Raw genomic sequence first — 23630 nt, forward strand, 5'->3', positions numbered from 1 at the left:
CCCTCCGGCACGGGGACGGCCCCCGCCCGCGCGGTGAAGGCGGCGGAAAGGCGGTCCCGGTCCACGGCGGCCCGCTCCACCCGCCGGCCCCGGTGCGCGGGGCGCGGCGGTGCGGACGGTGCGGCGCGCCGCACCCGGGAGGGGGTCCGCGATGAGCCCGGCCCGCACCTACCGGCACCTGTTCACCCCGCTGCGGGTCGGGCCGCTCACCCTGGCCAACCGGATCGTGTTCTGCGCCCACCTCACCAACTACGCCGAGGAGGGCGCGCCCACGGACCGGCACGCCGCCTACTACGCGGCGCGGGCGGCCGGCGGGGCGGGGCTGATCATCACCGAGGAGCACTCCACCCACCCCACCGACCACCCCTACGAGAAGCTGATCCGGGGCTTCGACCCGGCGGTGGTGGAGGGCTACCGGCGGATCACCCGGGCGGTGCACGCGCACGGGGTTCCGGTTCTCGCGCAGCTCAACCACAACGGCGGCCAGGCCTCCTCGATGTACACCAGGCTGCCGGTGTGGGCGCCCAGCCCGGTGCCGGACCCGCTGTTCCGGGAGGTGCCCAAGGCGGTCGAGGAGCACGAGATCGCCGAGATCGTCGAGGGGTACGCGCGCACCGCGCGGCACTGCGCCCTGGGCGGTTTCGACGGGGTGGAGCTGCAGTGCTCGCACTCCTCCATCGTGCGCGGGTTCCTCTCCCCGGCGGCCAACCGGCGGACCGACCGGTGGGGCGGCCCGCTGGAGAACCGGGCCCGGCTGCTGCTGGAGCTGGTCCGGGCGGTGCGCGAGGCGATCGGCCCGGACCTGGCGCTGGGCGTGCGGCTGTGCGGGGACGAGCTGATCGAGGGCGGCACCGTGCTGGAGGAGGCGGTGCGCACCGCCCGCATGGTCGAGGCGACCGGCGCCGCGGACTACATCAACACCTCCATCGGCTCCGCCACCTCGACGCTGCACATGATCGAGGCGAGCATGCAGGTCCCGCCGGGGTACGCGATGTACGTCCCCAGCGCGATCCGGGAGGCGGTGGAGCTGCCGGTGGTGGGGGTGGGCCGGTTCAAGGACCCGCTCCAGGCCGACAGGGCGCTGGCCGCCGGGCAGGCCGACCTGATCGGGGTGGTGCGCGGCCAGATCGCCGACCCCGAGTTCGCGGCCAAGGCCCGCACCGGGCGGGCGTCCGAGATCCGCACCTGCCTCTCCTGCAATCAGGAGTGCGTCGGGCGGATGGGGCTCAACCGGTGGCTGGGCTGCATCGAGAACCCCGAGGCCGGGCGGGAGGCGGAGCGGGGCCCGGTGCCGCTGCCCGCGCCGCGCCGCCGGGGCCGCAGGGTGCTGGTGGTCGGCGGCGGGCCGGGCGGCCTGCAGGCGGCGGCGAGCGCGGCCCGGCGCGGCCACCGGGTGCTGCTGTACGAGCGGGAGCGGCGGACCGGCGGGCAGATCGTTCCGGCCGCCTCGGTGCCCTCCCGCGCCGAACTGCTCGATCTGGTCCGCAACCTCGCCGCCGAGGCCGCCCGGTACGGCGCCGAGCTGCGCACCGGCGTCGAGGCCGACGCCGGGATGCTGCTGGCCGAGCGGCCGGACGCGGTGGTGCTGGCCACCGGGGCGGTGCCGCAGGCGCCGTGGTGGGCCGGCGGCCATCCGCGGGTGGTGGACGTGCGCGACGTGCTGGGCGGCGCGGCGGAGCCGCGCGGCCGGGTGGTGGTCTTCGACGAGCTGGGGTTCCACCAGGCCGCGTCGGTGGCCGAGCTGCTCGCCGACCGCGGCTGCGCGGTGGAGGTCGTCACCCCGGCGATGTCGGTCGGCCAGGACCTCGGCGTCACCCTGGACCTGGAGGCGGCGGCGGTGAAGGCGCACGCGGCGGGCACGGTGTGGAGCACCGACCGGATCTGCACCGGCGCCGAGCGGGCCGAGGGCGGCGGGGTACTGCTCCGGTTGCAGCACCACCCCACCGGGGCCGAGGAGACCCGGTCGGTCGACTGGGTGGTCTGCGCGGTGCACCAGCGCCCCGACGACGCGCTCTGGACCGAGCTGCGGCGGGCCGGCCCCGCTTCCGGTGCGCGCTTCGATGTGCACCGGGTCGGTGACTGCCTGGCACCGAGAAGGGCCCATTCCGCGGTGATCGAGGGCCACCGGGCGGTGATGGCACTGTGACTGGCACCGAAACCGCCGCGAAACCGGGCCAATGGCCCAGCGGGGATCCGGTCGCGCTGATCGTCGTACGTGGCGGGCTACCCCCGCTGGGGGCGGCCGAAACCGCCGCCGAGGCCGCCGGCGACGTCCTGGTGGTCGGCTCCGGGGCCCGGGAGGGGGCGCGGGAGCTCGCCGCGTTCCGCCCCGGCCGCACCTTCTACCGGGAGACCGGTGAGGGCATCGCCCCGGCCGCGCTCGCCCCGGTGCTCGCCGCCGCGCTGGAGGCGGCGCCGCTGGTGCTGCTGCCCGCCTCGCCGGACGGGCGCGACCTGGCCCCGCGGCTCGCCGCTGCGCTGGACCGGCCGCTGCTGGCGGCGGCCTCCCGGGTCGGCCTGGTCACCGGGGCGGACGGCGCCCCGGAGGCGGTCGCGGCCGAGCTGCTCCGGGCCGGCGGCCGGGTCGCGGTGCGGGCCGAGGCCGACGCGCCCGCCGTCGCCACCCTGCTGCCCGGCTGCCGGTCCGCCCCGACCGGCCCGACCGGCCCGCTCTCCGCCCCCGAAGCGGCCGTCTCCACCGGCTCGGCTCCTGCTCCCAGAGCGGCCGTTCCCACCGGCTCCGCTCCCGCCTCCGGGCCGACTCCCGCCTCCGGAGCGGCCATCGCCACCGGCCCGGCTCCCGCGTCCGCCGACCCCGCTCCCCCTGCCCGGTCCACCGTCCCGGAACCGGTGCGGCTGGACGGGCCCGGTTCAGGGCCGGGTCCGGCGGAGGCCCGCACCGTCGAAGTGCGCGCGCCCGACCCGGGCACCGCGGACCTGGCGGAGGCGGCGCGGGTCGCGGCGGGCGGCGCGGGCCTGGCCGCCGGGGCCGACGGAGCCCGGGCGGCCAGGGAGGCGTTCGCGCTGCTGGGGCGGGTCGCCGCGGCTCTGAGCGCGGCGCACGGCGCCACCCGGGTCGCCACCGACGCGGGGTGGGCCGAGGCGCACCGCCAGATCGGCACCACCGGCGCCGCCGTCGACCCCGACCTCTACCTGGCGTTCGGCATCTCCGGTGCCGCCCAGCACACCGGCGGCCTGGGCGCCCCGCGCCACGTGGTCAGCGTCAACACCGACCCGGCCTGCCCGATGACCGCCATGGCCGACCTGGGCCTGGTCACCGACGCCCGCGCCCTGCTCGCCGAGCTCGCCGCCCGGCTGGGGGTGGCCGACCCGTGACGCCCGTCCCGCGCCCGCCCTGCGCCCCCGCACCGCTTCGGGCCGCTCCTCTCCCCGCTCCCCTCCCCGGCGGCGCTCCGGAGTCCCGCCGGCCGGGGCCCGGTGGCCTCGCCCCGTGCCGGTTCCGGGCGCACCGGCCGCTTCCGCCCGGCCGGCCCGGAGCGCTGGGCGGACCGGTGCCGCCCTTGGGGGCGCCGCCCTCGCCCGAGGCGGAAGGCCCGGTGCGGGCGGCGGGGCGGGCCCGCGGCCCTGTCCGGCTCCCCTGCTCCCCGGCCCCGGCGCGGACCGGCCGCCGGCCGGGGCCCATCGGAGGGGTGCGTCCCCGTGCGCAGGGGAGGGCGGCCCCGGGGACGCGCGGGCGGCGGGCGGCCCTCCCCTGCGCACGGGAGGGCCGCCGCACCCGCCGCCCCTCCCCTCCCCCGATGCGGTGCCCGTCCCCCGGGGGCCCCGCGCGAGCCCTTCCCGCCCCGTTCGGCGGCGCGCCGCCAGGGGCCGCCCATGCCTCCCTCCTCCCTTCCCTTCTCCGGAGTCGCCGATGACCTCACCGAGTGCAGACGACGGCCGGACCGCGCCCGCCGGCCCCGGAGCGGAGGGCCCGGCGGGCGCGGGCGGGCCGTCCGGCGGCCGCCCGGTGCTGCGCGGCGTCCGGGAGCCGGAGCCCGGCCCCGGGGCGGGCGCGGTCGACGCGGTGGTGGTGGGGGCCGGCCCGGCCGGGGCGGCCGCCGCGCTGGAGCTGGCCCGGGCGGGGCGCTCCGTGGTGCTGCTGGAGCGCGGCCCCTTCCCCGGGGCGAAGAACGTCTATGGCGGGGTGATCTACCCGCGCGTCCTGGACGGGGTGCTGCCGGACTGGCGCGAGGAGGCGCCCGTGCAGCGGTGGGTGGTGCGCCGCTCCACGGTGATGCTCTCCGGGGAGCGCGCCGTCTCGGTGGACGTGCGCGCCCCGGCCTGGGGGCGGCCGCCCGGCAACGGCGCCACCGCCTACCGCGCCGACTTCGACTCCTGGCTGGCCGGGGAGGCGGTGCGGGCCGGCGCGCGGCTGGTCGCCTCCACCACCGCCACCGGCCTGCTGCGCGGGCCCGGCGGGCGGGTCGCCGGGGTGCGCACCGACCGGCCCGGCGGCGACCTGGCGGCCCGGGTGGTGATCGCCTGCGACGGGGTGAACTCGCTGCTGGCCCGGGAGGCCGGCCTGCACCCGGGGCCGCGCGCCCGGCACGTCGCGCTGGGCGTCAAGGAGGTGATCGCGCTGCCCCGGGACGCCATCGACCAGCGGTTCGGGCTCAGCGGCGACGAGGGCGCCGACTTCGAGATGCTGGGCTGCACCGGCGGCATACCGGGCGGCGGGTTCCTGTACACCAACGCCGAGACGGTGGCGGTGGGCGCGGTGCTCTCGGTGGAGGGCCTGGCCTCCTCCGGGAGGCGCCCCGAGGAGGTCGTCGACGGGATCAAGCGGCACCCCGCCATCGCCCCCTACCTGCGCGGCGGCACGGTCAAGGAGTACGCCGCGCACCTGGTGCCCGAGGGCGGGTACCGGCACATGCCCCGGCTGTACGGCGACGGCATCCTGGTCGCGGGGGACGCCGCCGGGATGACGCTGGCCGCCGGGATCTGGCTGGAGGGCGTCAACTTCGCCATCGGCGCCGGGCTGGCGGCCGGGCGCGCCGCCGCAGAGGCCTTGGAGCTGGGCGACACCGGCCGCCGCGGGCTGGCCCGCTACGAGCGCGCCCTGCGCTCCTCGTTCGTCCTGGCCGACCACGCGCGGCTGCGCGGCGCCCCCGGGCTGGTGCTCTCCCCCCGGGTGCAGCAGCGCTACCCCGGGCTCGCCGCCGACCTGGCCCAGGCCGCGTTCACCGTGGACAACCCCGCGCCCAAGCCGGGGCTGGCCCGGCTGCTGCTCCGCGCGGCGCGGGCCAACGGGGTCCGCCTGCACCACCTCGCCGCCGACGCCTGGAGGGTCGCCCGTGTCTTCCGCTGACCGCCCCCGCCCGCTGCCGCCCGCCGAGGAGCCGTCGCTGGCCGACCGGATGGCCACCGTCGACTTCGACGTCGGCGCCCGGCCGCACATCACCGTGGACACCCGGGTGTGCCGGTCGTGCACCACCAAGCCGTGCGTCACCGCCTGCCCGGCGGACCTGTTCTCGCCCACCGCCGACGGCGGCGTGCTCTTCAACTACGAGCACTGCTTCGAGTGCGGCACCTGCTACCTGGTCTGCAACGAGGCGGGCGCGATCAGCTGGGGCTACCCCGACGGCGGCCGCGGCGTCGTGTTCCGGAAGGGGTGAGCGGTGCTGATCGCCGCGGTGCTCTCCCCCGCAGACCCGCTGCCCGACGTCGACCCGCTCACCGGCGAGGTCCGCACCGACGGGCGGGCCTCCCGTCTCTCCCCCGGCGACGCCGCCGCCCTGGAGCTGGCCCTGCGCCTGGCCGACGGGGTGCGGGAGGGCGGCGGCGCGCCGCGGCTGCTGGCGGTGGCCGCCGGCCCGGCCGGCCACGACGCGGCGCTGCGCGAGGCCGCCGCGCTGGGCGCCGGGGTGCTCCGCGTGGACCGCCCGCCGGAGCGGCCGGAGGACGCCGAGTACGAGGCGCACACCGCCGAGGCCCTGGCCGGCGCGCTGACCGGCGGCGGGGACCGGCCCGACCTGGTGCTGTGCGGGGCCGGGCCGGCCGACGCCCCCGGGTCGCTGCCCGCGTTCCTGGCCCACCGGCTGGGCTCCGCCCAGGCGCTGGGGCTGGTCTCACTGGCCCTGTCCGGCGGAGCGCCGGGCGGCGGCCTCACCGCGGTCCGCCGCCTGGACCGCGGCCGCCGCGAGGTCCTGGACGTGCCGCTGCCCGCGGTCTGCTCGGTGGAGGGCGCCGGGGCGGAGCTGCGCCGCGCCCCGCTGGCCGCGGCGCTGGCGGCGGCCGGGGCCCCGGTCCCGGTGGTCCGGGCCCCGGAGCCCCGGGAGCGGGTGCGCGCGGTGTCGGCGGGCCCGGCCCGCCCGCGCACCCGCCCGGTGCCGCCCCCGCAGGGCGGCGCGCACCGGCGCATCCTCGCGCTGACCGGCGCCCTGGAGCGCCGCGAGCGCCCCACCGTGCTGGGCCCGCTGGGCGCGGCGGAGGCCGCCGACGCGCTGCTGGCGTTCCTCCGCCGGCACGGCCACCTGCCGGATCCGGAGGGCTGAGGGGGCTCCGCCCGGACCGCCGGCGGAAGGCACGGGCCCCGGTGTGCGGCCGCGCTCCCCGGCCCCGGCCGCCCTTCCACCGCGCCGCAGGGGCCGGGAGGAGCGGCGGCCCCGGCGGCGGAACGGCGGGCGCCCCGGGCGGCGGCCGGTGCGGTTCTCCGTGGGCGCCGCCGCGGTGTGCGGCCCCGGGGGCGGTGCCCCCGGGTCCTCATCGGACCGATGCCCCGGGGTGCCGGGCCGCCGGCGTGGAGAAGGGCGGCGCCTGCCGGAAGAGCGCCCTGCCGCCCGCCCCTCCCGGGCGGCGGTCCAGCGGGGCGGCGCCGGGGCCGCCGCGGGCGGGTGGCCGCCCCGGCGGCCGCTCAGCCGCGCAGCCGGACCGGCAGCGCGGTGAGCCTGCTGCCCCGGATGCCGCCGAAGTCGGTCTGGCGCAGCTCGGTGAAGGGCACCGCCAGCCGGGCGCCGGGCAGCTCAGTGCGGAGCACCCGGGCCAGTGCGACCAGCTCGGCGCGGGCCAGGCGGGCCCCGGTGCAGTAGTGCGGGCCGGCCCCGAAGGCCAGGTCGGCTCCGACCCGCGCGCCGGGCCCGGTGTTGATGCCCAGGATGTCCACCAGGACCGGGGCGCCGGCCGGCAGCCGCACCCCGGCGAGCTCCACCTCGCGGTCGGTGAACCGCCAGAGCGAGAACGGCGCGGGCGCGTGCCGGTTGAGCACCTCGGCGGCGGCCTCCTCCGCCGTGGAGCCGGCGGCGGGCCCGTCCGGTGCGTCGGCGAGCAGGTGCGCGATCAGGTACCCCATCGACGGGTCGGTGGTGAGCTGCCCGGCGAAGATCAGGGTGAAGAGCAGGTAGCGCAGGTCGGCCTCGGCGCCCGTGCCGCGGACGGTTTCGCGCAGTTCGGCGGCGAAGCCGCCCCGGTCGCCGTCGAGCGCTGCGGCGGCCAGCCCGTTGAAGGCCTCCATCGCCGCCGCCGCTTCGGCGGGGTCGTCGGCGTGCATGCCGCGGCAGGCGGCGATGGCCTCGTCGATCCGGTCCGGCGGCACGCCGATGAGGTCGCAGACGACGGTGAGCGGGAACCGGGTGGTGAAGTCGGCGGCCAGGTCGACGGTGCCGCCGGCGGCGGCCAGGCCGGTGAGCATCTCCCTGGCCAGTTCGGTGATCCGCTCCTCCCAGGCGGCCTCCCGGTCGGCGCCGAACAGCGGGGTGTGCGCCCGGCGCAGCCGCGTGTGCGGCGGGCCGTCCAGGGTGGTGAGCGAGGGCTGCTCGGCGGCGGTCGGCTCCAGGCCTGCGGTGCGCCGGTCCCAGTGGGCGGGGGCGCGCGCCGGGTCCTTGACGATGTGCGGGTGGCGCAGGACCCGCCGGGCGAGGGCGCCGTCGGTGACGATCCAGGCCGGGCCGCCGGCGGGCGCCTCGGCCTGCACGATCGGCCCGGCCGCGCGCAGCGCCGCGCGGGCGGGGTGGGGTTCGGCGATCCCCCGCTCCCCGGGTGCGAACGGGTCGACCGGGGCCTGGGGGGCGGTGTGCGGGAGCAATGCGGTCATCGCTGCTCGCCTTTCTTCGGAGGGCGGCCGCGCCGCCCGGGGGCGGAGGCTCGGGCGTCGGGGCCGGGGCGCTCGCCGCTGGAGCGGCACGAAAAGACTGCGTCGCACAGCAACTGCGCGACACAGTGAAAGTATCATGGAATCCGCTGCGCGACGCAGCGGTACGAACCGAGAGAGGGGCCGCGATGAATCGGGCGGCGGAGGACCGGGAAGCGCTGATCACCGAGCTCACCAGGGACGCGATACCCGCCTGGGCGATATTGTCCGTGCAGATCAACGGCATCGTCGCCGGGATGCTCGGCGTCACCGAGACCGACGTGCAGTGCCTGCACGTGCTGGGCCGGCGCGGCCCGACCACGCCCGGCGTGCTGGCCGAGTACGTCAACCTGACCACCGGCTCGGCCTCGCGGATGATCGACCGGCTCGTCGCGGCGGGCTGCGTCCGCCGCGTCCCCGACCCCGGCGACCGGCGGCGGGTGCTCATCGAGCCCACCCCCGAGGGCCTGGACCGGGTCCACGCCGCCTACGCCGGCCTCATCGCCCGCACCCGCGGGGAGCTCGCCGGCCTCGACCAGGAGCGCCTCGCCGACCTGCTGGCCTTCGTCCGGGCCCTCGAGGAGGGCACCGCCGCCGAGATCCGGCGGCTGCGCTCCCCCGCCCCGGCGGCCCCGGAGGCCGCCCGCGGCTGAGAGACCGTCGGGTGTGCGAGCGGCCGCCCGGAGTGTCCGGGCGCGGGCCGGGGGAAGCGGCGGTCCGGGGCCCGGCACCGCCCGTCCTCGTTGATCTTGGAGTTGCGGGGGTATCAGGGCGCCCTGATACCCCCGCAACTCCAAGATCAACGAGGACGGGCGGGGAGAACGGGGAAAGCCGGGGGCGCGCCGCCCCCGGCGCCCCTGGCATCCCCGGTATGCCGACCGCAGAGCACGAGCTCCCCCTGGAGCCCGTCCGCGACGACCCGGCCGTGGCCGCCGTCCTCCTCGAGGAGTCCCTCGGCGTCAAGGTCCCCGGGCACCGGAGCAGCCGCACCGCCTCGGGCGACTGCGCCGACCTGTCCCCGAAGGGGTACCGCGGCGACGCCGTGGCCTGCTTCACCGACGCCGCCGGGCGCGACGTGCTCGCCGCCGTGGTGGAGGTGCAGCGCTCCCCGGGCGAGCACAAGCGCTCCTCCTGGCCGGTCTACCACTCGACGGTCCGTGCCCGGCTGGAGTGCGACACCGCCCTGATGGTGCTCTGCTTCGACCGGGCCACCGCCGCCTGGGCCCGCACCCCCATCCTGACCGGGCACCCCGAGTACGCCCTGTCACCCCTGGTCGTGGGGCCGGACGAGTGACCCGGCGCCCCCGAGGGGGCGGCGGCGGGCGGTGCGGGAGGCCGCGCTCCGCCTACCGGCGCAGCATGTCGACCATGCCGGTGCCGTCCTCGTCGCCGTGGCCCTCGGCGACGTGGCGGGCCATCAGGTCCAGGTAGGGGGCGATCAGCACCGGGTCGACGCCCTGCTGCCCGGCGGTGCGGAGCAGGGTGGCGTTGGCCGTCACCTGCATGGCGAGGTTGGAGGCGACGTTGGTGTCGTGGACGCCGCTCTCCAGCTGCTCGGCGGTGCCGTGGCCGGCCGGCGCGATCGCGGTCAGCCAGTCGGTGAGCAGGACCGCGAAGTCCTTGAGCGGCATCTCGGCCTCGCGGACCAGCGCGAAGGCGTGGGTGATCCCGGCGGACATCCCGTTCATCGCACTGAGCAGGGCGACGTCGTACAGGGCCGCCGCACCGGCGTCGGTGCCGGCGTAAGTGGTGCCGGCCGGGACCGCGAGCGTCTCCCGGTGCTCGGCGAGCACCTCCTCCGAGCCGCTGTAGAAGACGTAGCCGCCGGAGTCGGGGACACCGATCATCGGCGGGGTGGCCATGATGCCGCCGCTGAGGAACCGGGCGCCGCGGGCGTGCGCCCACGCCTCGCGGGCGCGGGCCTGCTCCGGGTCGCCGGTGGTGAGGTCCACCAGGTCCTTGCCGGCCAGGTCGGCGGCGGCCAGCGCCTCGCCGACCGAGGCGTCGTCCAGCAGGCAGGTGACGACCAGGCGGCCCGCCGCGGCGGCCTCGGCCGCCGTCGCGGCGATCCGGGCGCCTTCCGCGGCGAGCGGCTCGGCGCGGGCGGCGGTCCTGTTCCACACGGTCACCGGGTGCCCGGCGGCCAGCCAGGTCTTGGCGAGCGCGGTGCCCATCGCGCCGAGTCCGAGAAGGGAGACATGGGGCTTGGAGGTTCGGTTCGTGTCCATGTGGATTAGGCTGGCGGCGCGCTCCGGGGCGGACAAGTACGCACTTTGAAGTGGGTGGTTACCCCGGGGTGAGCGAACAGGTGGGAGGGGTGGCGGGATGGGCGCGATGCGCAGGCCCGGGGCGTACCACTGCGGCATCGACGCCGCGGTGGACGTGATCGGCGGCAAGTGGAAGGTGCTCGTGCTGTGGGCGCTGGACGAGCGCCCGCGCCGCTTCGGCGAACTCCGCCGCGAGCTGACCGGGGTGACCGAGAAGGTGCTCGCCGCCCACCTCCGCGAACTGGAGGAGGACGGCATCGTGCACCGCGAGTCCTACGACGAGGTGCCGCCCCGCGTCGAGTACTCGCTGACCGAGCGGGGCCGCTCCCTCAACCGGGCCCTGGAGCCGCTGGGCGCCTGGGGCAGCGAGCACGTCCTCGGCCGCGCCCCCGGATACGAGCAGGCGCTGGGCTAGCTAGCACGGCCCGGCCCGTCCGCGGGGCGGGCCTCCCGCTTTTCCCGGGGCCCGCCCCTCCCCCCGATGCCCCGGTACCGGGAATGGGCGCGGAATCCGGGCGGCGGCCTCCTCAGCAGACCGCGTCGCGGTATTCGGCGCTCTCCCAGTCGGTGACGGCCGCGCGGAACCGGGACCATTCGGCGGTCTTCATTTCGAGGAACAGGTCGGCCAGTCCGGTTCCGAGGGCGGCGGTGACGACCGGATCGGCGGCGAACAGTTCCAGTGCCCGGCCGAGGTCGCCCGGCAGGGCCGGAAAAGGCACCGCGTTTCCGCCTTCCCCCTTGGGCGGTCCGGGGTCGATGCGCGAGCGGATTCCGTCCTCCATCGCGGAGAGCAGGACCGCGTGGGAGAGATAGGGGTTGGCCAGGGCGTCGGGGAGCCGGAATTCGAGCCGGCCGTTGGCCGGGAGGCGGACCGCGCAGCTCTTCGTCTCGCGCCCCCAGTCGATCCGCGACGGGGTGAAGTCGCTCCCGTGCAGGAGGCGCTTGTAGGAGTTGACCGTGGGGCACAGCACCGCCGCCATCGCCGCCGCGTGCCGCAGGAGCCCCCCGAGGGCGTGCCGGCCGGTCCCGGTCAGGTGCAGGCGGTCCGCCGCCGGGTCGGTGAAGGCGTTCTCCTCCCCCCGCCACAGGCTGACGTTGTGGTGGCAGCCGTTCCCCAGCCCGGTGCCGGGCGGTTTGGGCATGAGGGTGACGTCCATGCCGAGTTCGCGGGCGACCTGCCGGCAGATCCGGCGGTAGTCGATCAGCCGGTCCGCGGTGCGTTCGGCGCGGTCGTGGGCCCAGTTCATCTCCAGCTGGCCGTCGTCCCCCTCGTGCCCGCCCTCGACCATGTCCAGCCCCATCGCCTGGCCGTAGGCGACGATGCGCCGGTAGACCGGGCGCAGGCGGTCCAGGGAGTCGGCGTGGAACGCCGGGGAGACGCGGTGCCCCTCGGCGGCCTCCGCCCCCGGGCCGGTCCAGGTGGACTCCGGTTCGCAGCCGGTCCGCATCTCCAGGCCGGTGCGCTGGGTGAACGCGCCGTGCAGGCGCATCAGGCCGCCCCGGGCGTCGGCGGGCAGCGGCCGCCCGGCGGTCTCCTCCGGGCCCTGCTCCGGCTCGTACAGGCGGCAGAGGAAGCGGGCCGAACCGGGGTCCCAGGGCAGCACGGCGAAGGTGTCCGGGTCGGGCATCGCGACGAACTCCGTCGCGTTCACTCCCCCGCCGATGGGGTTCCCCGAACGGTCGGTGCGCATATCCGCGAGGACGAGCCGGATCATCCGCACGCCCTCTTCCAGACCGCGCCTCAAGTGGCGCGCCGGAACGGTCTTCCCGACGACCCTTCCGCTGATCGTCACCGTCTGGTAATGCACGTATTCGACGCCGGATTCGCGAACGCGCTCCTCGATCTCTTTCACGAGTGCGGAATCGGCGTTCAGTTTCCGGTGCTCGCCCAGAAGGGCCGGTCCGTCTGACATCTGGTTCTTCACCTCGCAGGAAGGTCGGCGGGCGCGGTGGCAAGATACTTCTTCCCTTTCCAGTGAGGTACGAACGGGGCCGCAGGGGCAGATCTGACGGGGGATTCCCGAAAGTCGTGAATGGTCCGAATCATCGAGGGGGCAGCGGTTGCGACACGAGTGCTCTTTTCCGGAATTCGATATCCGGAACCGTCCCGGTGCACGGCCGCCGGACCCGGACGGCCGCCTGATCGGGGGCCCTCCGCGGCCGGGGGACGCCGTCCGCGTGCACCGCTTCTCGGTGGGATCGGGCAAGGAGCAGGTGCTGCGCGCCGTCCGCGACCTCCACGCGCTGCTCGACGGCGCCTTCCCCGGCGAGGCGGTGCTCCTCGGAGCCGACGGCGGCCTGCCGCCCGGCCCCGTGCACGCGATCGTCGACGCCGACCGCGCCCCCGGGGCGCTCGCGGGCCGGCCCGCCCCGCGGACCGCGGTCGTGGTCGCCTCCGAGGGCGAGGGGGCCCGGGTCGAGGTGCGCGTCCCCCGGGCGGAGGGGGCCCTGAGCGGGCTCGGCGGCGTCGTGGAGAGGGCCGTGCGCGCACTGGCCGGCCCGCCCGGGTCCGAGGCGGCGGACCCGGCGCGGCGCGAGGCGGAGCTGCGGAGGGCCTTCGCCGGCCCTCCCGCCCCGGGGCCGCCGGCCGGGGGGAGGCCGGCGGAGGGCCTCGTCGGCCGCTTCGAGCGGCTGTCCCGGCTCCATCCCGACCGGCCGGCGGTGCGCACCGCCGGGTCGACCGTGTCCTACGGGGCCCTGGCCCGGCGGGCCGCCTCGCTCTCCGCCGCCCTCCGCGAGCGCGGGCTGGGCAGGGGGTCGCGCGTCCTGGTCGTCCCCCGCCGCGACGAGCACCTGGCTGCGGTCGTGCTGGCCGCCCTCCGCAGCGGTGCGGCGATCGCGCTCGTCGACCCCCGCCACCCCGACCGGCACCTCGGGGCCTGCGCGGACGCCCTCGGCCCGGACCTCGTCATCGACCTCGCCGGGCGCGGAGGGACACCGGCCGCCCTCCCGGCCATGGGGGCGGAGGCGGTCGCCGCGGCGGAGGAGGGCCCTCCGCCTTCCGGCCCGTGGGCGGGCGAGGCGCTCGGCCCCGACGACTGCGCCGTCGTCACCTTCACCTCCGGCACCACCGGAGCCCCCAAGGCGGTGGCGGGCCGCTACGGCTCCCTCACCCACTTCTACGACTGGATGGACGAGCGCTTCGGGCCGCTGTCCGGCGCCCGCTTCGGCATGTGCTCCAGCCTCGGCCACGACCCGCTGCAGCGGGACGTGATGACACCGCTCTTCCTCGGCGGCTCGATCTCCGTCCCCGGGGAGGAGGTGATGGACGACCCGGCGGGGCTCGCCGCGTGGCTGCGGCGGGAGCGCGTCGAGGCGGTGTGCCTCAACCCGGTCCTCGCCCCGGCCCTGGACCGGGACGGCGGCGGCCTGCCCGAGCTGCGGCTGCTCCTCTCCGTCGGCGCCCCGCTCGCCCGGGACCAGGCCCTGCTGCTGCGCCGCGCGGCGCCGGCCGCCCGCATCCTCAACCTGTACGGCGCCACCGAGACCCAGCGCGCCGTCGCCTACTTCGAGGTCCCGGGGACGGCCGGAGAGATCGCGGCGCTGCCCCCGGTGGTCCCCCTCGGGCGGGGGATGAAGGACACCGGGATCCTGGTGGTCGGACCCGGCGGCGCCCCCTGCCTCCCCTACGAGACCGGCGAGGTCGCGCTGGTCAGCGAGCAGCTGGCGCTGGGCTACCTCAACCCCGGGCCGGGCCGCGGCCCCTTCGTCGACCGCCTGCCGGGCGTGTCCCGCCGCGCTTACCTGACCGGGGACCTGGGCTACGCCGCGCCGGGGGCGGGCGTGATCGGCGCCGGCCGGATCGACGGCCAGGTCAAGATCTCCGGGCACCGGGTGGAGACGACCGAGGTGAGCTCCGCCTGCCGGGCGCACCCGCAGGCGGCGGACGCGGCGACGGTGGCCGTCGACGTCGACGGCCTGCCCACGCTGGTCTCCTTCGTCGTCCCCGCCGATGCCGCGGTGGAGTTCTCCCCGGCCGGTTTCCGCTCCTTCCTCGCCGACCGCCTCCCCTACTACGCGGTCCCCCAGCACATCGCCACGTACCGCGCCCTGCCGCTGACCGCGAACGGCAAGATCGACCAGGAGGCGCTGCGGCGCGAGGCCCGCCTGCGCGCCGCCGGAGGGGGCGCGGCCGGGAGAGAGGCGGCCGGGCCCGGCATGGACGGCGCCGCCGAGTTCATCCTCCGGCACACCGGCACCGCCGCTCCCCCGGAGGACGTCCCCCTCCGCGATCTCGGCATCGACTCGCTGCGCTTCCTGTCCCTCGTCGCCCTGCTCACCGGCGGGTCCGCGGAGCGGCGCGGGCTGGGGCTGCACCCGGGGATGAACCTGGGGGAGGTGCGCTCCGCGCTGTCCGGGCGCCCGCCCCTCCCGGAGGAGGAACCGCCCGCCGGACCGCCCCTCGCGGCGGCGCCGGACGGGCTCGGGCCGGTCACCCGCGTCTCCGGCACCGAGATCGCCTTCGGCGACCGCGTCCTCGTCCACTGCTGCTCCAACGACTACCTCGGCCTGGGCGGGCGCGGCTCCGACCGCGCGGCCCTGGAGGAGTTCCTGGCCGCCGGCCTGCCGCTGCACTCCCACGGCTCCGCCGAGGTGAACGCGCACACCGCCTGGCACCAGAGGCTGGCCGAGGCCGTGTGCGAGCTGCACGGAACCGAGGCCGCCCTGCTCTTCAGCTCGGCCTACCTCGCCAACACCACGGCGCTGGCCGGCCTGGCGGGCCCCGGCGACCACCTGTTCGTCGACGAGCGGGCGCACCGCTCGCTGGTGGACGGGTGCGTCCTCAGCGGCGCCCGGGTCGACTTCTTCGGCCACAACGACCCCGGCCACCTGGAGAAGCTGCTCGACACCGCGGCCCCCGCCCGGCGCCGGATCGCCGTCACCGAAGGGCTGTTCGGCGTGGGGGGCGACATCGCCGATCTGCCCGCGCTGCGCGGGGCGGCCGAGCGCCACGGCTGCCTGCTCCTGGTCGACGAGGCCGGCTCACTCGGCCAGCTCGGTCCGACCGGCCGCGGCGCGGCCGAGCACTTCGGCGAGCCGGACCCCGGGCGGCTGGTGCGCACCGGCACCCTGGCCAAGGCGCTGGGCTCCAGCGGCGGCTACCTCACCGGCCCCCGGGAGGTCCTCGACCGGCTGCCGGCCCGGCGGGGCGCCGTGTACTCCACCGGCCTCGCCCCGATCCACGCGTTCACCGCGCACCGCGCCGCCCGCGCCCTGATCGGTGAGGGCGCCGCGCTCGCCGGAAGGCTCCAGGCCAACGCCCGGACCTGGCGGGAGTCGCTGCGCGGGGCCGGGCTGGACATCGGCGGCGCGCAGGCGGGGATCGTACCGCTGCTGCTTCCGGGGCCCGCCGAGGTCGGGCGGGCCCATGCCGCGCTGCTGTCCGCCGGCGTCTACGCCCTGCCGATCGCCTCGGCGTCGCCCGGCGCCGTCAACGCGGTGCGCACCACCGTGAGCGCCGTGCACGACCGGGAGGCGCTGCCGGGCCTGGCCGAGCGGGTCGCCCGCGCCGTCGGGGCCCGGACATGACCGCCCGTCCCGAAGGGAGCGCACCGGTGAGGAAGTACCTGGTCGTCGGCGGGACGTCCGGTATCGGGGCGGAGACCGTCCGGCTGCTGGCCGGCCTCGAGGGGGCCGCGGTCGTCTTCAGCGGCCGCAGTGCGGAGGCGGCGGCGGAGCTGGCCGCCTCCCTGGAGCCCCGGGAGCGCGGCCGAACCGTGTTCGTGCGGGCCGACGTCACCCGGCAGGGCGACATGGACGCGCTGTTCGAGCGGGTCCGCGCCCTGCCCGGCGACCTGTGCGGGGCCTTCAACGCGGCGGGGGTGGCCGGCGGCGACGGCCCGCTGCGCGGCGTCCCCTTCCACGAGGCCGATGAGCGGGGCTTCGACCGCGTGGTGGAGGTCAACCTCAAGGGGGCCTGGCGCAGCCTGCGCGGGGAACTGGCGATCATGGCCGCCCAGGGGTCCGGGTCGATCGTCAACTGCTCCTCGGTGGCCGGACTGCGCTCGGCCGACAGCATGTCCGCCTCCTACACCGCGAGCAAGCACGCCCTCATCGGGCTCTCCCGCTCCCTGGCCGTGGAGTACGCTCCGCACGGCGTCCGCGTCAACGCCGTGTGCCCCGGCGTCATCGACACCCCCATGCTCGGCGGCATGCGCGAGGAGCTCCTGTCCGACCTGCGCCGGAAGAACCCGGGCGCCCGGATCGGCACCCCGCGGGAGGTCGCGGAGTCCGTCGTCTTCCTGCTGTCGGAGAAGTCCGGCTACATCAGCGGAGCCGCCCTGACCGTGGACGCGGGCGGCCTCACCGGCGCGCTGTGAACCGCGGCGGCCCCGGGGGGGCCGGGGCCCCGTCCGGCGGCCGCGCTGCGGAACGTCCGCGCCCGGGCCCCCGGCCGTCGAAGCCGCCCGCCCGGCCCGGAGAAGGCCGGGGAAGGAGGGGGTCTCCGCCGGCTCCGGCCCGGCCGGGGCGGAGGAGCCGGCCCGCGGCGGGGTCCGGACGGGGGACCCCGCCGCGGGAGTCGCGGGGAGGCGGGGCCGGATCAGCCGTCCCGTTCCTCCCCTTCCGTGCCGAGTGCGGCCGCGACGATCGCCTCCACCTGGGCGACGATGGCGGCGCGGTCCCGCTCGAAGGCCGGGTCGGTGACCCCGGCGCCCCCGCCCAGGTGCAGGATCGGGGTGTGCACGTGCCCGGCGGGGACGTCCAGGCCGGTGGCGTCGCGCAGCAGGGTGTTGCGGTAGGCGATCTCGTTGGACAGGTAGTCCCCGCCGCCGCCCGCGCGGGCCTCGGAGCCGGGGGTGGGCCCGTCCGGGCGGACCACCGGCTCGGTCTCCCCCGCCGGGATCTCGGTGACCTCGGTGTTGTCCACCACCGGGAAGGGCTCGCCGGAGACCGCCTCGATGATCGCCGGGCGGTCCAGGGTGGAGTCGGACCACTGCGGCTGCGGGGTGACGGTGGGGAACCCCTCGGGGATCGGCACCGTCTCGGCGGTGCCGGTCGACTCGTTGTCGTCGGACCCGCCCCGCCAGGCGCCGTTGTGCGCCTCCAGGTCGAACCGGCCCTCCCGGCCCTGGCTGACGGTGATCACCGCGTCGGCCGGGCGGTCCCCGGTGTAGTGCGGCGCCAGCGCCCGCTCCACCATGCCGCCGGTGAAGTCGCGCCAGCGCACCGGGAACATCGCGGCCTGCACCACCGCCGTCCGGCCGTCGGCGGTCTCCAGCACCGCGCCGTCCAGGGCCAGGGCGGCCGCGCCGGAGGGGTTGGCCTGGCGGATGTCGCCGTCCAGCCGGAACGGGTCGAAGCCGGTGACCACCACCCGCAGCACGTCCTCGCCGGCGCCGAAGTCCATGCCGGACTGGCCGCGGGAGCGGCGCTCCAGTTCGGCGAGGAGTCCGGCGCGCTCCTCGGCGGGGAGGTCGAAGGAGGGCTCCCAGCGGCGCAGCGCCGAGGTCATGCCGAGCCGGGCCCAGTACAGCGGGCGGTCGTCCCCGGCGCTCAGCTCCCCTTCGGCCGCCGACCCGGACCGCACCCGGTGCACCGCGTCGCGCCAGAGCCGCTCGCCGTGCACCCGGACCGCGGTCCGGGCCGCCTCCTCGTCCGGGGCGGCGCACAGCGCGCGGGCGAAGTCGCCGGCGCGGTCGGCGAAGCCGGAGCGGCGCAGGATCTCCTGGGGGACCTCCTCGGCGAGGCGCTCCTCTTCGACGGTGGCGCCGCCGGCCGCCAGGCAGTCCGGTTCTCCGCCGGGTGCGGCGTGCGCCGGGGCGGCGAGGGCCAGAGCGGGGGCGAGGACGAGTGCGGCCGCCGCGACGCGGGGGGCCGGTTTCCGGACGGGCAAACCGCCTCCAACTCCATACAAGTGATTTGTTCAACAAAATTCGGAGCAGAAGGTAGCAGCTTCCGCACGGTCCGCACCAGAGCCCTGCGGCGGGCGGTCCGCGCGCATCGCGGGAAACGGCCGCCCGGGGCGCCGGGCGGCGGGGCCGGGCTCCCGCCCGCTCCGCCTCCGGGCATCGGCGGTGGAGGGCGCCGGGGCTCCGGAGGACCCCCGCCCCTGCGACCGGTCCGGCGAGGGGGCGGCCCCGGGCGGCGGGCGCCCGGGGCCGCCTCAGCGGGCCGGTCAGGCCTCCAGGTCGCGGCGGAGGTGTTCGGCGGTGACCGATTCCGGGTGGCCGAGCAGCCCGGCCGGGGTTCCCTCGTACAGCACCCGGCCGCCGTGCCGGCCGCCGCCCGGGCCCATGTCGATCACGTGGTCGGCGCGCTTGAGCACGTCCAGGTCGTGCTCGACCAGGACGACGGTGTCGCCCGCGTCGACCATCCGGTCCAGCAGCCCCAGCAGCACCTCCACGTCGGCCATGTGCAGGCCGGTGGTGGGCTCGTCCATCACGTAGACGGCGCCGGTCCCGCCCAGCCGGGTGGCGAGCTTGAGGCGCTGCCGCTCGCCGCCGGAGAGGCTGCTCAGCTCCTGGCCCAGGGTCAGATAGCCCAGGCCGACCTCCTCCAGCCGCTCCATGGCGCGGGCGACCTTGCGCTCGCCGCGCCCGGTGAAGAAGGCGCGGGCCTCCTCGGCGGTCATCGCCAGCACCTCGGTCACGTTCCTCCCGCGCAGCCGGTGCTCCAGCACGGCGGCGGCGAAGCGGGAGCCGCCGCACTCCTCGCACACCGTGGTGACCGGGTCCATCATCGCCATCTCGGTGACGGTCTCGCCGCGCCCGCCGCAGGCCTTGCAGGCGCCCTTGGAGTTGAAGGAGAACAGGCCCGGCTCGGCGCCGCTCTCCTCGGCGAAGCGCTTGCGGATCACGTCCATCACGCCCAGGTAGGAGGCGGGGGTGGAGCGCGAGGAGGCGCTCACCGCGGACTGGTCCACCACGACCGCTCCGGGGTGCCGCTCCACCAGGACCCGGCCGATCAGGGTGCTCTTGCCCGACCCGGCGACGCCGGTGACCACGGTGAGCACCCCGGTGGGCACGCGCACCGAGACGCCGCGGAGGTTGTGCAGGTCGGCGCCGTCCACCTCCAGCGCCCCGGTGGGGGTGCGCACCTTCTCCTTCAGGCCGGTGCGGCGGCGCAGGCACCGCCCGGTGCGGGTGTCGGCGGCGCGCAGCCCCTCCACCCCGCCCTGGTAGACGACCCGGCCGCCGCGGCTCCCGGCGCCCGGCCCCATGTCGACGACGTGGTCGGCGACCGCGATCACGTCCCGGTCGTGCTCGACGACCAGGACCGTGTTGCCCCGGTCGCGCAGCCGCAGCAGCAGCCGGTTGAGCCGGCCCACGTCGTGCGGGTGCAGCCCGGTGCTGGGCTCGTCGAAGACGTAGGTCACCCCGGTCAGCGCCGACCCGAGGTGGCGCACCGTCTTGATCCGCTGCGCCTCCCCGCCGGACAGGGTGGGCGCCTCCCGGTCCAGGCTGAGGTAGCCCAGGCCGATGTCGCAGAGCCGGCGGACGCTGCGCGCGGCCGCGCGGGCGATCGGGGCGCCCTGCGGGTGGTCCACCTCCTCCAGCACCGGGACCAGGTCCTCGGCCTCCATCGCGCACATCTCGGCGATGCTGCGCCCGGCGACCCGGGTGGCCAGCGCCTCCGGGTTGAGCCGGCTCCCCTCGCAGGCCGGGCAGACCGCCTCGGTGGTGACGGCCTGCACCGCCTCCCGGGTGCGCCTGCTCATCGCCGAGATGTCGCGGTTGAGGTAGAGGCGGCGGAACCGGTCCTCCAGGCCCTCGTAGCCGAGGGTGAACCCGCCCTCCTCGGCGGTGAGCTCGATCTTGACCGTGCCGTCCCGGCCGCCGCGCAGCAGGTCCTCCCACTCCCGGTCGGTGTAGTCGCGCAGCGGCTTGTCCGGGTCGAGCAGCCCGGTGCGCCGGTACAGCTCGTAGGGGAGGGCGCTGCTCTCCGCGAACAGCGGGAAGAGCACCGCGCCGCCGTTGAGCGACCTGGAGGTGTCGAAGAAGGAGGCGTGGTCGATGCCGACCGCCCGGCCGATGCCCTCGCACCGCGGGCACATGCCCGCCGGGGTGTTGAAGGAGTAGGCCGAGGAGGGGCCGGCCGAGGGGTGCCCGGCCCGGGAGAACAGCAGCCGCAGCAGCGGGTGGACGTCGGTCATGGTGCCGACGGTGGAGCGGGAGTTGCCGCCCGGCGGCCTCTGGTCGACGACGATGGCCACCGCGAGGTTGTCGACCAGGTCGGCCTCGGGCTTCTCGTACCGGGGCAGCAGGTTGCGGATGTGCAGCGGGTAGGTCTCGTTGAGCTGGCGGTTGGACTCCACCGCCAGGGTGCCGAAGACCAGGGAGGACTTGCCCGAGCCGGAGACACCGGTGAAGACCGTGACGGTGTTCTTCGGGATCTCCAGGGAGACGTCCCGGAGGTTGTGCACCCGGGCGCCTTCGATCACGATCGGCGGTGCCGCGCCGAAGCGCTCGGTCGCCGTTGCCACTGGGGCTCCTCTCGTCGTGCGGGCACGCCGCATCGGGGCAGGGGTCGCCTGCCCTGTCCGGTGGGAATCGGGAACGGCCCCGCAGAGCGCGGGGCGGACACCCATATTCGGTGCGCATCCCCCGGAAGGCAAACGCGAATGGCGTGTTCACATTCGCTCTGACCTGCGAAAACAAGAGATGGCCGGAGGGGCGGGGAAACCGCCGGAGGAGTATCGACGCAGGTCCCCGCGGCCGCTATCCTCCCCGGATGGACTCGGTGGAGGCGGTACCGATCGGCGGCGAGGTGCACGCGTGGGCGCGCGAGCTGTGGGACTTCCACACCGCCCCCGCCCGGGAGGGCGGGCCGGCCCGCGGCGACGTGGTGCTGGCGCTGGGCAGCCACGACCTGCGGGTCGCCGGGCACGCCGCGCGGCTGTGGCACGAGGGCGCGGCGCCGCTGGTGGTGTTCAGCGGCGACCGCGGGCGGCGCACCGGCGGCGGGCACGGGCACGCCCGCTGGGAGCGGCGCGAGGCCGAGGTGTTCGCCGACGCCTCGGGGCTGCCCGACCGGGCGGTGCTGCTGGAGACCCGGGCCACCAACACCGGGGAGAACTTCTCCTGCTCCCGCGAGCTGTGCGCGCGGCAGGGCGTGCGGGTGCGCGCGGCGGTGGCCACCGCCAAGCCCTACATGGCCCGGCGCGCGCTGGCCGCCGCGGCGGTGCACTGGCCCGGGGCGGAGTGGCGGTTCCGCGCCTTCGGCGGCGGCTACGAGGGCTACCCCGACGAGCGGTACGGGGCCGAGGAGCTGGTCTCCTTCCTCGTCGGCGACCTGCAGCGGCTGGTGGTCTACCCGCGGCGCGGCTGGGCGGCGCCGGTGCACGTGCCGGACCGGGTCGCCGAAGCCTACGACCGGCTGGTGCGGGCCGGGTTCACCGAGCACCTGGTCCCGGGGGAGCCTCCCGCGCTGGGCTGACCCCGCCCGTCCGGCACCGGGCCCCGGGGGCGGCGCCCCCGGGGCCCGGTGCCGGACGGGCGGGCGCTACTCGGCCTCCGCCTCGGCGCCGGCCAGCGCGGCGGCGTTGGCCTCGCGCCGCGCGAAGACGTCATTGGCCATCTCGTTCATCTGCTTGAGGACCTTCTTGCGCGGGCGCGCGGCGAGCCGGTCGATGTAGAGCCGGCCGTAGGTGTGGTCGGTCTCGTGCTGCAGGCAGCGGGCGAAGTAGCCGGTCCCCTCGATCTCGACCGGGGCGCCGTCCTTGTCGAACCCGGTGACCTTGGCGTACTCGGCGCGGGGCAGCTCGGCGTGCGGGCCGGGCACCGACAGGCAGCCCTCGTTCTCCAGCACCAGCGGGACGGCCTCGTCCCGCTCGGCCAGCACCGGGTTGACCACGTGGCCGACGTGGCGCATGCCGTCGTCGTCGGGGCAGTCGTAGACGAACAGCCGCAGGTCCTCGCCGACCTGGTTGCCGGCCAGGCCGACGCCCTCGGCGGCGTACATGGTGAGGAACATGTCGTCGATGAGGGAGGACAGCCCCGGGGTGCCGAACATCTCGGCGGGGACGTCGGTATTGGCCCGGTGCAGCACGTCCTCGCCGACCACCGTGATCCGCCGGACCCGGCCGCGGGCGGCCTCGGGCGCCATCTCGGGGTAGTCGTCGACCGGTTCGCCCTGGAGTCGGACCCTCTGCTCGGCGGGGTCTCCGGCGCTGGACTGCTCGGACATGCGCTGCTCGCTCTTTTCCACTCGGCCGCAGGCGGGGGCGCGCGCCGGAAGGGGCGCGCGAAGACCTTCGCAAAATAGCATAAAGGCGCAGGTCACCATGGCGGGATCGGAAGCCGTTCCCGGGGTCGGCCGGACGACTTGTTCGGCAATACCATCGTGGAATGGAGAAATTGCGCGGCAAGCAGGGCACCTGGACCTTCGACGAGGAGAAGGTCGTCATCGACTATGCGACCGGCTGGTTGGCATCGTCGCTGAACAAGGCGCTGGCCCGCGCGGAGGTTCCGCTGCGGAGCGTGGCCGGGGTCGATTTCCGCGCCCGCGGCACCGGCGCGAAGAAGAAGGGCTGGGAGATGCGGCTGCGCATCCGCGGCCAGGCCGACCCCTTCGCCGCGGTGGGCGCCGCGATGTCCGGAGAGGACCCCTTCCTGCTGTCCGGCGACGCCAAGACCGAGCTGGTCGCCGAGTACCACGCCGACCAGCTGCGGCTGCTGGCCGAGCGGGCCGCCGCCCAGGGGGCGCCCCCGGCCGACGCCCCGGCCCGGCTGGTGGCCCCGCTGCCGCTGCACATCCAGGTGCACGAGGGCACCGCGGCCTTCGACGGCTCCTCGCTGGTCCTCTCCTGGACCAGCGAGGCGACCAAGGAGAAGCGGTCCGCCCAGCGCAGGGAGTTCCCGCTGGAGCGGATCGCCAAGGTGGAGTGGAACCCCTCCGACGGCTGGGACTACGGGGTGCTGCGGGTGCTGGCCGAGGGCGGGGCGCCGCCGAAGAAGCCGGTTCCGGCCAAGCGGGACCTGTCCTGCCTGCTGTTCGGGGAGGGGGGCGAGCAGGCGCAGGCGCTGCTGATGGCGGCCACCGTCACCGCGTACCTGTGGGCGGCCGGCTCCGGCCGGCCCGAGGCCGACGAGGGCGCGGCGGCGCTCTCCTCCGGCGGGGAGGCCCCGGCGATCGGGGCCGGGGGCGGACCCGAGGGGGACGACGGGGCGGACGGCTCCGGCGACGACATCGACCCGGAGAGCCGGATCGTGATGGCCCGGATCCGCAAGCTGGGCGAGCTGCACGCCGAGGGGCTCCTCACCGACGAGGAGTTCAGCGCGAAGAAGGCGGAGCTGCTGGAGCGGCTCTGAACCGCCGGAGGGCCGGCCCCTCCGACCGCCCCTCCGCGGCGGGGGCGG

Annotated in this window: 18 protein-coding genes; 12 read left to right on the forward strand and 6 right to left on the reverse strand. The window is 77.0% G+C overall.

Translation table 11 applies throughout. From position 1 onward, the window contains the following. Positions 1 to 151 precede the first annotated feature (151 nt). The 5 genes from J0910_RS16965 to J0910_RS16985 all read left to right on the forward strand — a co-directional run bounded on the left by J0910_RS16965 (position 152) and on the right by J0910_RS16985 (position 6494). Positions 152 to 2146 (forward strand): mycofactocin system FadH/OYE family oxidoreductase 2, encoded by a 1995-nt coding sequence (locus tag J0910_RS16965; protein WP_420159495.1) that lies wholly within the window; start codon positions 152 to 154, stop codon positions 2144 to 2146. After that, positions 2143 to 3336 (forward strand): FAD-binding protein, encoded by a 1194-nt coding sequence (locus J0910_RS16970; protein ID WP_420159496.1) that lies wholly within the window; start codon positions 2143 to 2145, stop codon positions 3334 to 3336. Before J0910_RS16965 ends, J0910_RS16970 begins: the two co-directional genes overlap by 4 nt. Before the next feature lie 535 nt (positions 3337 to 3871). Then, positions 3872 to 5308 carry an FAD-dependent oxidoreductase gene (locus J0910_RS16975; RefSeq protein WP_420159497.1) on the forward strand — a complete coding sequence of 479 codons (1437 nt, stop codon included), beginning with the start codon at positions 3872 to 3874 and terminating at the stop codon, positions 5306 to 5308. Further along, the gene (locus tag J0910_RS16980) at positions 5295 to 5615 is read left to right on the forward strand and encodes a ferredoxin family protein (RefSeq protein WP_017593152.1); all 321 of its coding nucleotides are present in this window, start codon (positions 5295 to 5297) and stop codon (positions 5613 to 5615) included. Before J0910_RS16975 ends, J0910_RS16980 begins: the two co-directional genes overlap by 14 nt. 3 nt (positions 5616 to 5618) lie before the next feature. Continuing rightward, entirely contained in the window at positions 5619 to 6494 is an 876-nt protein-coding gene (locus J0910_RS16985; RefSeq protein WP_420159498.1) for a mycofactocin-associated electron transfer flavoprotein beta subunit, read from the forward strand. A 359-nt stretch (positions 6495 to 6853) separates the two neighbouring features. Here J0910_RS16985 and J0910_RS16990 read toward each other — a convergent pair whose 3' ends face one another. Further along, positions 6854 to 8029 carry a cytochrome P450 family protein gene (locus tag J0910_RS16990; protein ID WP_420159499.1) on the reverse strand — a complete coding sequence of 392 codons (1176 nt, stop codon included), beginning with the start codon at positions 8027 to 8029 and terminating at the stop codon, positions 6854 to 6856. A gap of 185 nt (positions 8030 to 8214) precedes the next feature. On the opposite strand from J0910_RS16990, the gene J0910_RS16995 reads away from it, so the two are divergent. Further along, positions 8215 to 8718, forward strand: a complete 504-nt coding sequence (locus J0910_RS16995; RefSeq protein ID WP_420159500.1) for a MarR family winged helix-turn-helix transcriptional regulator — start codon at positions 8215 to 8217, stop codon at positions 8716 to 8718. A gap of 218 nt (positions 8719 to 8936) precedes the next feature. Then, positions 8937 to 9359, forward strand: a complete 423-nt coding sequence (locus tag J0910_RS17000; RefSeq protein ID WP_420159501.1) for a hypothetical protein — start codon at positions 8937 to 8939, stop codon at positions 9357 to 9359. A 52-nt stretch (positions 9360 to 9411) separates the two neighbouring features. Here J0910_RS17000 and J0910_RS17005 read toward each other — a convergent pair whose 3' ends face one another. After that, positions 9412 to 10293 carry an NAD(P)-dependent oxidoreductase gene (locus J0910_RS17005; RefSeq protein WP_420159502.1) on the reverse strand — a complete coding sequence of 294 codons (882 nt, stop codon included), beginning with the start codon at positions 10291 to 10293 and terminating at the stop codon, positions 9412 to 9414. 97 nt (positions 10294 to 10390) lie between these two features. Here J0910_RS17005 and J0910_RS17010 point away from each other — a divergent pair, with 97 nt between their 5' ends. Continuing rightward, positions 10391 to 10747 carry a winged helix-turn-helix transcriptional regulator gene (locus J0910_RS17010; protein WP_420159503.1) on the forward strand — a complete coding sequence of 119 codons (357 nt, stop codon included), beginning with the start codon at positions 10391 to 10393 and terminating at the stop codon, positions 10745 to 10747. A gap of 112 nt (positions 10748 to 10859) precedes the next feature. On the opposite strand, the gene J0910_RS17015 is transcribed toward J0910_RS17010, so the two are convergent. After that, a complete protein-coding gene (locus J0910_RS17015) occupies positions 10860 to 12245 on the reverse strand; it encodes a glutamine synthetase family protein (RefSeq protein ID WP_420159504.1) in 1386 nt (461 codons plus the stop codon). 265 nt (positions 12246 to 12510) lie between these two features. On the opposite strand from J0910_RS17015, the gene J0910_RS17020 reads away from it, so the two are divergent. Both J0910_RS17020 and J0910_RS17025 read left to right on the forward strand, forming a co-directional pair. Continuing rightward, complete coding sequence (locus J0910_RS17020) at positions 12511 to 15861, forward strand: aminotransferase class I/II-fold pyridoxal phosphate-dependent enzyme (protein ID WP_420159505.1); 3351 nt, start codon at positions 12511 to 12513, stop codon at positions 15859 to 15861. Positions 15862 to 15887: 26 nt separating this feature from the next. Then, positions 15888 to 16652, forward strand: coding sequence for an SDR family NAD(P)-dependent oxidoreductase (locus J0910_RS17025; protein ID WP_420159506.1), 765 nt, complete (start codon positions 15888 to 15890; stop codon positions 16650 to 16652). Between the two features lie 221 nt (positions 16653 to 16873). Here the strand turns inward: J0910_RS17025 and J0910_RS17030 are convergent, their stop codons facing one another. Together J0910_RS17030 and J0910_RS17035 are read right to left on the reverse strand one after the other, a co-directional pair. Then, positions 16874 to 18166, reverse strand: a complete 1293-nt coding sequence (locus tag J0910_RS17030; RefSeq protein WP_420159507.1) for a pyroglutamyl peptidase — start codon at positions 18164 to 18166, stop codon at positions 16874 to 16876. 282 nt (positions 18167 to 18448) lie between these two features. Next, on the reverse strand, positions 18449 to 20755 hold the full coding sequence (locus J0910_RS17035; protein WP_420159508.1) for an ATP-binding cassette domain-containing protein: 2307 nt from the start codon (positions 20753 to 20755) through the stop codon (positions 18449 to 18451). A gap of 248 nt (positions 20756 to 21003) precedes the next feature. On the opposite strand from J0910_RS17035, the gene J0910_RS17040 reads away from it, so the two are divergent. Continuing rightward, the gene (locus tag J0910_RS17040) at positions 21004 to 21708 is read left to right on the forward strand and encodes an ElyC/SanA/YdcF family protein (RefSeq protein WP_420159509.1); all 705 of its coding nucleotides are present in this window, start codon (positions 21004 to 21006) and stop codon (positions 21706 to 21708) included. 66 nt (positions 21709 to 21774) lie between these two features. Here J0910_RS17040 and def read toward each other — a convergent pair whose 3' ends face one another. Then, on the reverse strand, positions 21775 to 22458 hold the full coding sequence (gene def / locus J0910_RS17045; RefSeq protein WP_420159510.1) for a peptide deformylase: 684 nt from the start codon (positions 22456 to 22458) through the stop codon (positions 21775 to 21777). Between the two features lie 161 nt (positions 22459 to 22619). Between def and J0910_RS17050 the strand changes: the two genes are divergently transcribed. Further along, positions 22620 to 23582, forward strand: a complete 963-nt coding sequence (locus tag J0910_RS17050) for a DUF4429 domain-containing protein (protein ID WP_420159511.1) — start codon at positions 22620 to 22622, stop codon at positions 23580 to 23582. Positions 23583 to 23630: the final 48 nt, after the last annotated feature.

Origin of the sequence: Nocardiopsis oceanisediminis, from assembly GCF_048595525.1 — a bacterium.
GTDB lineage: Bacteria > Actinomycetota > Actinomycetes > Streptosporangiales > Streptosporangiaceae > Nocardiopsis_A > Nocardiopsis_A oceanisediminis.

Bases quoted from the DNA above. Each gene is read 5' to 3' on its own strand.
- J0910_RS17050 (WP_420159511.1), top strand. From the start codon at position 22,620: ATGGAGAAATTGCGCGGCAAGCAGGGCACCTGGACCTTCGACGAGGAG.
- J0910_RS16995 (WP_420159500.1), top strand. From the start codon at position 8,215: ATGAATCGGGCGGCGGAGGACCGGGAAGCGCTGATCACCGAGCTCACC.
- J0910_RS17015 (WP_420159504.1), bottom strand. From the start codon at position 12,245: ATGTCAGACGGACCGGCCCTTCTGGGCGAGCACCGGAAACTGAACGCC.
- J0910_RS16965 (WP_420159495.1), top strand. From the start codon at position 152: ATGAGCCCGGCCCGCACCTACCGGCACCTGTTCACCCCGCTGCGGGTC.
- J0910_RS17010 (WP_420159503.1), top strand. From the start codon at position 10,391: ATGGGCGCGATGCGCAGGCCCGGGGCGTACCACTGCGGCATCGACGCC.
- def (WP_420159510.1), bottom strand. From the start codon at position 22,458: ATGTCCGAGCAGTCCAGCGCCGGAGACCCCGCCGAGCAGAGGGTCCGA.
- J0910_RS16975 (WP_420159497.1), top strand. From the start codon at position 3,872: ATGACCTCACCGAGTGCAGACGACGGCCGGACCGCGCCCGCCGGCCCC.
- J0910_RS17000 (WP_420159501.1), top strand. From the start codon at position 8,937: ATGCCGACCGCAGAGCACGAGCTCCCCCTGGAGCCCGTCCGCGACGAC.
- J0910_RS16990 (WP_420159499.1), bottom strand. From the start codon at position 8,029: ATGACCGCATTGCTCCCGCACACCGCCCCCCAGGCCCCGGTCGACCCG.
- J0910_RS17040 (WP_420159509.1), top strand. From the start codon at position 21,004: ATGGACTCGGTGGAGGCGGTACCGATCGGCGGCGAGGTGCACGCGTGG.
- J0910_RS17005 (WP_420159502.1), bottom strand. From the start codon at position 10,293: ATGGACACGAACCGAACCTCCAAGCCCCATGTCTCCCTTCTCGGACTC.